This window comes from Bacteroides graminisolvens (genome assembly GCF_963666085.1).
Classification (GTDB): domain Bacteria; phylum Bacteroidota; class Bacteroidia; order Bacteroidales; family Bacteroidaceae; genus Bacteroides; species Bacteroides graminisolvens.
The window spans coordinates 3082495-3095674 of record NZ_OY762556.1 but is presented as its reverse complement, the minus strand read 5'-3'; the positions used below and the strand labels follow the sequence as shown (position 1 = coordinate 3095674).

Sequence of the window (13180 nt, the reverse complement as noted above, 5' to 3'; positions counted from 1 at the left end):
TGTACTTCCGAACATTGAATCCTAAAAAGTCAAAACCTTCGCTGATGTGTGTTATCCGTGTCTTTTCTTCGGACAGTGTGAGCCCACGCTCCCCAAGAAACCCAATCAACATGCGCTTTATCTCTTCGAGTGTTTCCCGTTTGTCTGCCGTGACGATAAAGTCATCGGCATAACGAACGCAATTCACTTTGGGATAGTAAAGTCTACCATCGATATAGCTCCCCTTGTACTTCGCTTTCAGCATTCTTTCCATGCCATCAAGCGTAGCGTTGGCGAGTGTGGGTGAGATGATGCCGCCTTGCGGAGTATCCTCCACCGTAGGCTGTAACAGCTTGTTGAACACAACACCACTTTTCAACCATTTCTCCAAGATGAGCTTGTCGATTCGTACGTTATCCAAAAGCCATTCGTGGCTGATGTGGTCGAAGCATCCCTTGATGTCTCCCTCCAATATCCATTGGGCAGATCAATCCCTGCTTAACCATCTGTGTAGGGCATCAATAGCATCAGCCGTACTTCTATACTTTCTAAAGCCATAGGAGTTGGCATCAGCCGTTGCCTCCGTAACGGGGTCTAATGCCATCAAATAAAGAGCCTGCATGGCTCTGTCTTTCATGGTAGGAATCCCGAGCGGTCTCATCTTCCCGTTCTTCTTCGGTATGTTGACCCTTTTCAGTGGGAGGGCACTGTACCCTCTCCGTTTCAAAGAACACACTGCGTTTATCTTCTTGGCATTGGTATCCCATAATGTATGGTCGACCCCTGCCGTACGTTTTCCTTTATTGGTTGTCACTTTCCTCACCGCCAATGCCTTGGCTTCAAAGGAGGTGACAAGAAGATGCTGCAAGGCTTTCACCTTGTTATATCTTCCTTTTTTCTGAGCCTTTGCTATTTGGACTTGTAGCTTCCTTACCTTGCGTTCACATCGTGTGAAGTCGATTCCCTTCCATGATGTGCCGCTATTGGCTGAAGATGCACACTCGGCTTGCGCCTCGCTCCTTTGCTGTTTCTTCATTCTTTTAAGTTCTACCATTCGTTTCACAAAGAATTACCCTGTGGAAGTCTGCCCGCTTTCGCGTGGGGTGACGTTCAAACTCCTATCCACGACATTACATCATGGCATTCGCTTTCTCCACAATCCTTTACCCGCACTCCATTCGTCCGCTCTTACGATTGGCTTACCCATCTACGGTTAGTTGATGGGAGAAATACGGGCTTACCAAGTTCCGCACAAGTAACTCACGACCGACTTAGAGTCCGCCCATCCACCGGCAGTGCGGCATCCGTGTAGCACGGCAAAATAGCGTGCTATCCTGGCTGCTTGCCTTTTGGCATGGCTCGTTAACATCTGTGAGCCATTTCTTTATTACGATGGTGCAGCGGTTCACCTGCGTTACTCATATCGGTCAGCCTTGCCATTCTTCACCTAGGATGTTTAGGATGGAACGTCGTTATCAAGAGGGCTTCGTACCCGACCGTTACCAGTCACGCACGCTTCTTTAGGCTACTATTGACGGAACAATAGGTTCAGACATGATGCTGAACAATTACTTGTGCGACAAGCTGTCGCACATTTTGCCCTAAAGATACTAAGATATTTGGAAACATAACACTCTTCATCATGTTGTGACGTGAAATTCACCACATTTTTTCATTCGGATAGGAAAATTAGCCTCATCAAAGTGTCTATAAAATCTACTTTTTATTGCTCAATGAAAAGTGTAACTTATTGATTATGAAATAAATACGCTAAATTAAAATCTACCGTTACCGGTTACCCGCAGTTAGACCATATAAATTAATACCGTAATTTAGCAGCAGAATTCATTAGAGGAAAATACAATAAATTTAATAATATTAAGGTAACGTTATACTTATACTAATACTTACAAAAACAGAAAAAAACAATGGATCGTAAATTTAGTTTTAACAAGTCTATGCTATTTGCAGGATTATTGTCTGTCATGATACTGGGAGCAACCTCTCATGTCTATGCAGTTCAGAGTCCTGATGTGCTGAATATGCAGCAACAGATGGTAAAGGTGACAGGTAATGTATCCGATGCAATGGGTACCATTGTCGGTGCCAGTGTGATAGAACAAGGTACAACCAACGGTGTGATTACCGATATTGACGGTAATTTCACGCTAACGGTCAACCGGGGAGCCAAACTCGAAATCTCCTACGTAGGCTATAAGACCCGCGTGATAGTGGTAACAGATGTCACTCATCTCCGGATTACGTTGGAAGAAGACTACCGGCAACTGGAAGAAGTGGTGGTAGTGGGCTACGGTGTACAGAAAAAGAAACTCGTTACCGGCGCCACTGTACAGGTGAAGGGTGATGATGTGGCAAAACTCAATACCACCAATGCACTGGGTGCCTTACAGAACCAGACGCCCGGTATCAACATTACGGCTAACAATGGTTTGCCCGGCGAAGGTTTCAAGGTGAATATTCGCGGTATCGGTACCGTGGGCGACTCTGCACCGTTGTATGTGATTGACGGTGTGGCCGGTAGCGATATCAATACACTCAACCCGGCAGATATCGAGTCTATCGATGTGCTCAAAGATGCTGCTTCGGCTGCTATTTATGGTTCGCGTGCTGCTAATGGTGTTATTCTGGTTACGACCAAACAGGGGAAGAAGGGCAAGATGCAGTTCAGTTACGACATGTATTACGGTTGGCAGAATGTATATAAGATGCCCAACACGCTCAATGCGCAGCAATTCATGGCAATTACTGATGAAACCAACTTCAATAACGGTGTTCCGGCGCTGAACTGGCAGACACAATTGGGCGAATACACTTGGAATATGCTTCAGAACGGTTGGCAAGGTACTAACTGGCTTGACGAGATGCGCAACGAGAATGCAGCGATGCAGAACCATTCCATCAATCTGACAGGTGGTAACGAGATGAGCAAGTTCTCAGCCGGTTTCAGCTTTACCTCCCAAGACGGTATTATAGGCAAGGGTACTGTGCCCAACTATACGCGCTATACCGCTCGTGTCAACTCCGATCATGTGCTCCTCAAGGGGGGCGATCGGGACATCATCAAGATTGGTGAGAATTTGCTGTTCTACTACTCAAACCAGAGCACGATAGCACAGACATCTACTCTTTATAACGATGTCTACAATTCCATAAAGACTACTCCGCTGTTGCCTATGTACAATGCCGAAGGAGAACTGTTCGATTACCACAACATGCAGCAAACGGGCTGGGTGTATGACGATAAACAGGGCAATCCTGTTCTGCTGATGCAGAAGGCGCACGGGCTAAACAAGAACCGTACATACGGTCTCAACGCTACTGCCTATCTGGAGGTAGAACCCATTAAGAATCTCAAGTGGCGTAGTTCGTTCAGCTACCGTATGACCAACAGTTCCAGTCGTTCACTTACCACCCCCTATCAGGCTTCTTCAAACGAGGGAAGTGCCTCATATATTGTGAGCCAGAGTTCAGCATTGGGGCATAGCATCTCGCAGGAGAATACAATATCTTACATTCTTCCCAAATGGAAGGGTCACCTCTTTGATGTACTGGTAGGCCAGTCGTTTGAGAAGACCATACCGGGCGAAAACCTTTCTATAATCAACAGCGTGGCGGAGGGGCAGCAACTGCCCACGATGAAACCCGATATGGATCATGCTTGGATATCCAATACCATCGGAAATGCCGCCACCGACATCGAGGGCTATCCGTTTGATGAATGGGCGCTGGCCTCCTTCTTTGGTCGTATCAACTACAACTACAAAGATAAATACATGGCTACGCTGATTATGCGTACCGATGGTTCGAGTAACTTTGCCCGTGGACATCGCTGGGGCATCTTCCCCTCTGCATCGGCCGGATGGCTTATCAGCGAGGAGAATTTTATGGAAAGCACCCGTGGCTGGCTCGACTTCCTTAAATTGCGTGCCAGTTGGGGACAGAATGGTAATCAGTCGATACCCAACTTTCAGTATGTGTCGCCTATAGCCTTCGACCTCTCGCATGGCTACCAGTTTGGTCAGACACACATTGGGGCGGGGAAGCTCCCTACTACCGGTGCCTATGCCACCACGCAGGCCAATGAAAATGTGACGTGGGAGAAGTCAGAACAAATCGACTTGGGTATTGATGCCGTATTCTTGGGCAACCGCTTGCGGGTAAGTGCCGACTGGTACAACAAGAAGACCAAGGACTGGCTCGTACAGGCTCCGGTACTCTCTACAGTAGGTACCCAGGCTCCCTACATCAATGGTGGCGATGTGAGCAACAAGGGCGTGGAACTCTCCCTCGCCTGGAACGACCGTGTGGGTAAGGACTTTACATACGGATTGAGCCTAAATGCCTCGTATAACGAGAATGAAGTCACCCGTATTGCCAACTCAGAGGGCGTCATCCACGGCAATAAAGGAGCTATTGCTTCCGTCAACGCCGCCGAGTTCTACCGGGCACAGGTTGGCTATCCCATCGGTTACTTCTGGGGCTACCAGACAGCCGGTGTTTTTCAAAACCAAAAGCAGATTGATGATTGGAAAGCAGCAGGCAATGGTGTGGCACAGGCCAACCCGCAACCCGGCGACCTGATTTATGTGGATCGCCACCGCGATGGAGTTATCGACGAAAAAGACAAAACCATGATTGGTAATCCGCACCCCGACTGGCACCTGGGTTTCTCAATCAATCTCGGGTGGAAGGACTTCGACTTCTCTGTCACCACTTCCGGTGCCTTTGGGCAACAGCTCTACTATGGCACGCGCGAGCACACCATCGAGGCATTTGGCCGCTGGCATGGCGAAGGTACATCCAACCGCTACCCGCGTCTGGGCAACAGTGCTATGATTGTAGACCATGTGACTGATATTGACATAGAGAACGGCGACTATCTCCGCATTCAGAACATGACTTTGGGATATGACTTCAAGCGCCTCTGGAAGAATTGCCCACTGTCGCAACTGCGCCTCTATGTAAGTGTACAGAATCTCTTCACTTTCACCAGCTATAAAGGAATGGATCCGGAGGTAGGTTTCGGTGGTACCGACCGTTATGGAGAAAACGCCACTTCGTGGGTGAGCGGCATAGATATGGGATCTTATCCGGCTGCACGCACCTGGCTGATTGGCGCCAATCTGAAGTTCTAAGACACTGTTAACTCTAAATTAAAGAAAACAATGAAAACAAAGAAAGTAACGAAATATATAGGGGTAGTCGCACTAGCCGCGATGACGCTCTGCTCGTGCGAGGATCTGCTTGACTCCAAGAACTATACACAGTCCAACACGCAGAATTTCCCCACATCGATGGATGATGTGGAAATGCTCGTGACATCTATGTACGCCAACCTGAATCATCAGGCGGCAAAGCCCGAATCCTCCTATTTGCTCACCAACCTCTATGCCAGCGACGATATGTTTACCGGAAGTAAAGATGCGGAACTCGACCATCTGATGTATAGGAGTGATTCACAGTTTGACTTCTGCTGGGATATTCACTATAAGGGCATCTATGCCGCCAATACCTGTCTGGAGGGTCTTAACCTGATGGAAGCTGCCGACAACGTGCCCGATGCCGGACTCTTCAGCCAGCGCAAGGGCGAAGCCCATTTCATGCGTGCCTTCCAGTACTACGAACTGGCCGAACTGTTTGGCGGCGTACCCCTGATACTCAGTACAACGCAGGAGACCAACGCGCCCCGCGCTACCGCCGACATGGTGTGGGCGCAGATAGCTACCGATTTGCAGCAAGCTATCAGCCTTATGAGCGATAAGAAGTATCACGAAATAGAGTCCGGACACACCACTAAGTGGGCAGCCCAGGCGCTGATGGCTCGCTGCTTCCTCTTCTATACCGGCTACTACCAGAAAGAGGCTATGCCCACGGCTGATGGCGGCAGCATAACCAAGCAACAGGTGGTAACCTGGCTGGAAGACTGCATCGCTAACTCCGGACACCAGTTGGTGGGCGATTTCCGCAACCTATGGGCATACACCAACGAATATACGGTAGACGACTACGCATATACGGCCGGTATAACAGGGGTAGATGGCCAGCCCCTCCGGTGGGCAGGCAACGGTAATGCCGAGGCGGTATTTGCCGTGAAGTTTGGCAACTTTGCCGGTTATTCCTACGAGAATCAGGGCGGCTACTGCAATCTCTACCTGAGTTTCTTCGGCATCATGAGCAAGAGCGACAATGGGGCTGCTTTCCCCTTTGGCAACACAAACTCCCTTGGAACGGTTCCTATCAGTCTCTGGGACTCCTGGGAAGCAGCCGAGCCTAATGATATCCGTCGCAGGGCATCTGTGATCGTAGACAAAGATGAATTCGATATGGCCAATTATGAAAGTGGTGAGGTGCGCGGGCAGTGGGAAGAGACCGGTCTGTGGAACAAGAAGCTACAGCCCATTCTTTCCAAGAAAGCATACGACAAGGTGGGTTCTTGGGCTAACTCACTCTTTTGGGTAGCTTATCCAGAATATACAGGTATGACCGATGCTTACATTCAGCCCCGTTGGGGAGCCATGTTTGAAGACCTTTACATCATCCGCTTTGCTGACGTGCTGCTTATGCACAGTGAATTAACCGGCAATGCCGACAACATGAACCGGGTGCGCGCCCGTGCCGGCCTGCCGGCTATCGGCTATTCGCTGGAGGCATTGCAGCAGGAGCGTCGCCACGAGCTTGCCTTCGAGGGACAGCGCTTCCAAGACATTCGTCGCTGGCACATTGCCGAGACTGCACTCAGCGAACAGAACAACACCACGCTGAAGAATCTGGGCGTAAGTACCGTGATGCGCGATGGCAAGTATGCCGCACGTTATCAGGCTACCGGCGGATTCTGGCCCATTCCGTCCGCGCAAATTCAGTTGTCTGACGGTGTGCTCATGCAGAATCCCGGCTGGGACACTCCGGACGCACGTTACACCACTTGGAATTTTGACAAGTAACTTGTAGTTCAAAATTATTAAAAACATCATCATGAAAAACTTTTATAAATACATCAGTATAATCGCTGTGATGGGAGCATTCGTATCTTGCGACCCTATCACCGATACATATACCATAGACGATAGCACCATTTCCGCTGATGGGCTCCAGCTCAGTGTGGCTCCCAAGTTTGTAGATGGCAAAAATGGTAACATCATCGTTGTAGAAAACAATTCTCCGATACTCTCTGAGTGGAGTGTGGGCGAGTCTGTCGCACGCAAGGCGTATGCCGAGCTTTCGGTATCTTTCATTGGGCAGCATACCGTTAACTTCCGCGGACTGAATAGCAACGGACAGACATTTACTGAGACCTCGTTTACCGTAAAGGTAGATACCATCTCAACGATTCCGACCGATATAGCCAACCGACTGTGCATCGGTCAGGAGGGAGCTCCCACCTACTTTGGAACGACTATCGACATGGAAAAAATCGAGTTCTCCAACGAAGAGGATCTCGTTACCGTGAAGAACGGCAACCCCGTATTAACCGTGTGGAGCTGTGGCGGTGTCACTTCAGACAAGAATGTGGCTCAGATGCGACTGACGTGTGCTGGTGAGTTTCCCCTTTCAGCTACTTTTACCCTTGCCAACGGAGAGCAGGTAACAAAAGAACTGGGTACAGTCATTGTCAGGGATTTCAACCTCCCGCAGATAGTGCTCGACCTAGTGGGTGAGGATGGCGAGAAGACATGGACCTGGCAGGATAATAATTTCTATGGACTTGGCGGTTACAATACCAGCACTTATCCCGATTGGTTTGTCTTCGATACGCCCACGATGTCCATGATTGCCTCTTACATTGGTATGGCTGGTGAAGAGACGGGAAGCATGATACTCAATATCGACGGAAACTTCTCTGTAGCTCCTACAGGTCGCACCGGCACCTTCTCGTATGACTTCGATGACACAGTACCTAGCTGGTCTGTAGGCAAGCTCCATGTAAATGGCTCTATCCTCTTTGGATGGGCTTTCGATGGGAATACACAGGCGGTATCGTACCAACCTACGGATTTCTATATCGTAAAATGCGATGCCAATAATCTGGTACTAGCTGCATTATCCGAAGCCGGAGGATCCATTTATGACTATGCATCCTGTACCTTCTGGTGCTTCAAGCCAAAACCAACAGAGTGATGATAGTCCCAACTTGGTTTCATGCCTTGACACTCCTTGCCTCAGTATGAAACCAAGTCGGAAGTACCCGATAGTACATAATTTACAGTATATAAAATAAATAGGAGTTATCGCTCGCTCAAGCGGAAATGGATTCATTAAGCTGAAATAAAGGTATTTAGGTATTAGGCATAAACAGTAAGTGAGTCATTCTAAAGCCTGATGTGGGACGATAACCCCTCTAAAACATTTTTGACAATATAATGAAATACAATAAATTGATTGCTTTAGCATGGGGAGCGTTGATTCTGGCTGGTTGTGCCTCTGATAATAAATTGGCATCCGTTTTCTTTCGACACAAGGCACTAAAAATTCCGTTATCAAATGAGTTTACCGAGAAGATAATTGATAACATATATCAACGCATGAGTATGGATGAACGTGCAGCCCAACTTCAGAGCATGTATCTGTCGGAACTTTTTGATGAAAACAATCAACTTGATACAGTCCGATGCTGTGAACTTATTCCTAACGGAATAGGACATTTTGCTCAGTATGCCAGCAATTCGTTAGATGGCCCCGAGGAGCTTCGCGATATGGTAAAACAAGCGCAGGAGTGGCTGGTAAAGAATACACCAACTGGAGTGCCAGCCTTATTTCATGAAGAAGTCATAACAGGTATTGCTGCAAAAGAAGCAACGGTTTACCCACAGCAAATTGGTTTGGCATGTTCGTTCAATACTGAACTGGCTGTAGAAAAAACTCGTCAAACTGCTACCAGCATGCGAAAAATTGGAGGTATGCTTTCGTTGTCACCTATGGTGGATGTGGTTCGGAATCCATATTTCAACCGTTTGGAGGAATCGTATGGCGAAGACGCTTATCTAAGTGCTGCTATGGGTTCTGCTTTTGTTGAAGGTTTGCAATACGGAGGGATGAAAAGTGGAGTGGCGGCATGTTCAAAACATTTTTTGGGCTATGGTGGCGGATGCAATACCGACAGAAAAAAAGAACTTTTTGAAGAAATACTCTTGCCTCACGAGACAATGATTCGAACTAAGGGTAGTAAAGTGATAATGACCGGTTATCACTACTTTCATGGTGTGAAAGCTGTTGCCAATAAATATCTTATGCAGGATATTTTGCGTAATTATCTCGGATTTGACGGCATAACAGTAAGTGACTATGGTTCGATTAACCAGATTGACACAGAAGAAGATGCGTTGCACCGCGGAGTGGCTGCCATAAATGCTGGGAACGATGTGGAATTTCAAAACCGTGACAATTATCAATACCTTCCCGAAGCAATAAAGCAAGGACTTGTTAGTGAGGCGACATTCGAAGACGCTGTCAAACGAGTTTTGAGGTTAAAAGCTGCTGTGGGCCTGTTTGATGAAAATCCGACATTCTGTGCAGAAGGCGATATCGAATTCGACACCGCCGAGGAGCGTCAAACAGCTTATGAACTTGCCACACAATCAGTAGTACTTCTTAAGAATGATAACGTCCTCCCTATCGAACATCCTAGGAAGATAGCTCTTGTGGGACCTAATGCCAACACAATGTGGGCTATGCTTGGTGATTACACATATCAAGGTTTGCACTATTTTTGGCGAGGCATTAATACTGGAAACACAAACAATCAGATTATAACTTTGAAAGAAGGTCTGGAAAAAAAACTACCAGATGGATGCACTGTGAACTATTCCTGTGGTGTGGATTGGGTTGAAAAAACTGAGACATCCATTTCAAAAGGCGGGGATGATCGTGCAATATGGCTCGATAAGAATCGTCATATAGCCCGTGATGAGAAAATAGATGCTAAAGAGGCGCTTTCGTTAGCTGCCAATAGCGACATAATCATTGCCGCAATGGGGGAGAACACTTTACTATGCGGAGAAAATCGAGACCGTGGAAGTTTACGGTTACCAGGAAAACAGGAGGAATTTGTCAGACAATTAATAGTTACAGGTAAGCCTGTTGTATTGGTTATGTTCGGTGGGCGTGCACAGGTTATTGGCGACCTTGCGGATAAATGTGCAGCCGTGATTCAGGCGTGGTACCCCGGTGAAGAAGGGGGTAATGCTTTAGCCGATATTATTTATGGTAATGTTGCGCCGTCAGGAAAGTTGAGTGTGAGTTATCCAAAAGTAGAACTTAACGAAAACATCTGCTATAATTATTCCAATACTCCTGATGAGCGTATTCAATATCACTTCGGGTACGGACTGAATTACACTACTTTTGATTATTCAGACTTAGTAGTTGACAAATCAGTTTTCACGACTGATGAATTATTCAATATTTCCTTCAATGTGACTAATACCGGGTCGCGCGAAGGTGATGAAATCGTACAGATATATATATCACCTACTTCAGCAAGTCAACCATTGAAACCCATTAAACTCGCCGGATTTGGTCGAGTATCACTTAAACCGGGCGAAACTAAAAAAATTGACTTCATCATGTCACCGCAACAATTGGGTTATTATAATGATGGAATATGGACTATAAAAAAGGGTGATTTCATTATAAAAGTTGGTGCAGCATCAAACGATATTCGCCTTACCGACAGTATCTGTCTCATCGGTGATGCTCACACTATGCCCTTGCGCACAGTTTACTTTTCGGAGATGAAAAAGATTAATAATTAATAATCTTACCGATCGTTGACAAAGCCTGATGTGGAGTGATGAATCCTCTACAATTTTGGAACTCTAAATATAAATTTAAGTAAATATGATGAAATATAACAAATTGATTGCTTTAGCATGTGGAGTATTGACTCTGACCAGTTATACTCCGCCCCCTTCCGCTGATGGAGAGATGGATGCGTTTATCGATGACCTGATGGCGAAGATGACGCTCACGGAAAAGGTAGGACAGTTGAATCTCCTAGCGGTGCCTTCGTTTGTATCGGGCAACGCATCTGACGATAACGACAGCCGCGAACAACTCATAATCGATGGTAAACTTGGCGCCATGTATGGCAGCTATGTGGCAGAAGACCTGTTGGCAGCACAGAAACTGGCAGTAGAGAAGAGTCGCCTGGGCATTCCGCTTATGTTCGGCTACGATGTTATTCATGGTTTGCAGACGGTGCAGCCTATACCGCTGGCTATGTCCACCTCGTGGAATCCGGAACTGATAGAGCGGGGAGCCCGCGCTGCTTCCCTTGAGGCTACGGCTTCCGGCATCAACTGGGTCTTTTCGCCGATGCTGGATATCTGCCGAGATGCCCGTTGGGGACGCATTGCTGAGACATTTGGAGAAGACCCTTTTCTGTGCGGTGAACTTGGTAAGGCAATGGTACGCGGTTATCAGGGTACCGACCTTGTCGACAACACCACGGTCATGGCCTGCGTGAAGCACTATGCGCTCTACGGAGCGGTGGAGAGTGGCCGCGACTACAACATTGTGAACATGGGACGCCAGGAGGCTCTTAACGGATTTCTTCCGCCTTATCGCGAATCTGCCTACGAGGGTGCAGGCAGCTTCATGGCCTCGTTCAACGATTTTGAGGGCATCCCTGCACACGTCAACCGCTACCTGCTCAACGACCTGTTGCGCGAGGAATGGGGATTCAAGGGATTCATCACTTCCGACTATGAGGGCATTAACGAATGTGTGAACCACGGCATAGGCGATATTGAGGAAGTTACCGCACTGGCCATAGAGGCTTCGGTGGATATGGATCTCAACGGAAGTGCCTATATGGACAATCTGGAGAACTTGGTCAAGCAGGGACGTTTATCGGAAAAAGATATTGAGGTGGCCTGTCGCCGGGTGTTGGAAGCCAAATACAAGCTGGGACTCTTTGAAGACCCCTATCGCTATCTGGACCTACAGCGTTACCAATGCGAGATTCACACCGATGAGTCGCGTCAGCTCAGCCGTGAGATAGCCAGAGAATGTCAAGTGTTGCTCAAGAATAAGGGCAATGTGCTGCCTCTCTCCAAATCGGCCAGGATTGCCCTGGTGGGTCCGTTTGCGGTGGCAGCCAAAGAGATGCAGGGCAGTTGGTCCTTCTCCAGGTTTGCCGATGGCTGTGTAACTTTTTTGGAAGGTATGCAGGAAGCTGTGGCAGGCCATGGCGGTTCGGCTACATACGCCGAAGGCTGTTGGGTGCTTGAAGACAAGCAACTGGAGCAGGATATGGTCAACCAATATCTGGGCGCTTACAAGCCAGGACAGGTCATCAAACCTGTGCATACCCGTCCAAACGAGCAACTCGTGGCAGAGGCTGTGGCCCTGGCCCGCCGGAGCGATGTGGTGGTGGCTGCCTTGGGTGAGTTGAACAACATGAACGGCGAAGGCGTGTCGCGTTCCGACATTACCCTGGGGCTCCCGCAGGTAGAACTTCTCAAGGCACTGAAGGCTACCGGCAAGCCGGTAATTCTCATTCTGACCGCCGGCCGGCCGCTGGCGCTCACCGAAACCGAACCGCTGGCTGATGCTATACTTTATACATGGTCGTTGGGCGATCAGGCAGGTCGTGCCATGGCCGATGTGGTCTTTGGTGATGTCAATCCGAGTGCACGTCTGACCACCTCTTTCCCGCGCAACGTGGGTCAGTGTCCCATCTACTATAACCACAAGAACACGGGGCGTCCGCATCAAGATGGTGCAGCCTATTCTCGCTTCACCAGCAACTATCTCGACTGCATTCACGGGCCACTCTATGCTTTTGGACACGGATTGAGCTACACTACCTTCGAATACAGCGACATCACACTATCAACCAATGAGATGACTGTCGATGGTCAGGTGAAGGCTTCGGTGACAGTGACCAACACCGGCAAACGGGATGGTATGGAGGTGGTACAACTCTATGTAAAGGACATCTATGCCACCTGTTCGCGCCCGGTGAAGGAGCTGAAAGGTTTCGAGAAAATCAGCCTCAAAGCCGGCGAGAGCAAGACCGTATCGTTTGAGATTGGCCGCAAGCAACTGGAATACTACAATCATGCGTTGCAACTGACGGTAGAGCCGGGCGACTTCGAGATAATGATTGGGCATGACAGTCAACATGTAAACAAAGCAAAACTGACTGTAAATTGAAAATTAACACTAAAAAAATATAATC

5 protein-coding genes and 1 pseudogene are annotated in these 13180 nt (G+C 48.1%); 5 read left to right on the top strand and 1 reads right to left on the bottom strand.

Annotated features, from left to right (window positions below; translation table 11 throughout):
• Positions 1 to 22 precede the first annotated feature (22 nt).
• Positions 23 to 1015, bottom strand: a pseudogene (locus tag ACKPCE_RS13100) (reverse transcriptase domain-containing protein); the annotation flags it as partial.
• 892 nt (positions 1016 to 1907) lie between these two features.
• Between ACKPCE_RS13100 and ACKPCE_RS13095 the strand changes: the two are divergent.
• From ACKPCE_RS13095 to bglX, 5 genes are all read left to right on the top strand, one after another.
• A complete protein-coding gene (locus tag ACKPCE_RS13095) occupies positions 1908 to 5135 on the top strand; it encodes a SusC/RagA family TonB-linked outer membrane protein (protein WP_319505514.1) in 3228 nt (1075 codons plus the stop codon).
• Between the two features lie 30 nt (positions 5136 to 5165).
• The gene (locus ACKPCE_RS13090) at positions 5166 to 6941 is read left to right on the top strand and encodes a RagB/SusD family nutrient uptake outer membrane protein (RefSeq protein WP_319505513.1); all 1776 of its coding nucleotides are present in this window, start codon (positions 5166 to 5168) and stop codon (positions 6939 to 6941) included.
• A 31-nt stretch (positions 6942 to 6972) separates the two neighbouring features.
• Positions 6973 to 8115 carry a hypothetical protein gene (locus tag ACKPCE_RS13085; protein WP_319505512.1) on the top strand — a complete coding sequence of 381 codons (1143 nt, stop codon included), beginning with the start codon at positions 6973 to 6975 and terminating at the stop codon, positions 8113 to 8115.
• A gap of 242 nt (positions 8116 to 8357) precedes the next feature.
• Positions 8358 to 10748 carry a glycoside hydrolase family 3 N-terminal domain-containing protein gene (locus ACKPCE_RS13080; protein WP_319505511.1) on the top strand — a complete coding sequence of 797 codons (2391 nt, stop codon included), beginning with the start codon at positions 8358 to 8360 and terminating at the stop codon, positions 10746 to 10748.
• An 85-nt stretch (positions 10749 to 10833) separates the two neighbouring features.
• The gene (gene bglX, locus ACKPCE_RS13075; RefSeq protein WP_319505510.1) at positions 10834 to 13155 is read left to right on the top strand and encodes a beta-glucosidase BglX; all 2322 of its coding nucleotides are present in this window, start codon (positions 10834 to 10836) and stop codon (positions 13153 to 13155) included.
• Positions 13156 to 13180 lie beyond the last annotated feature (25 nt).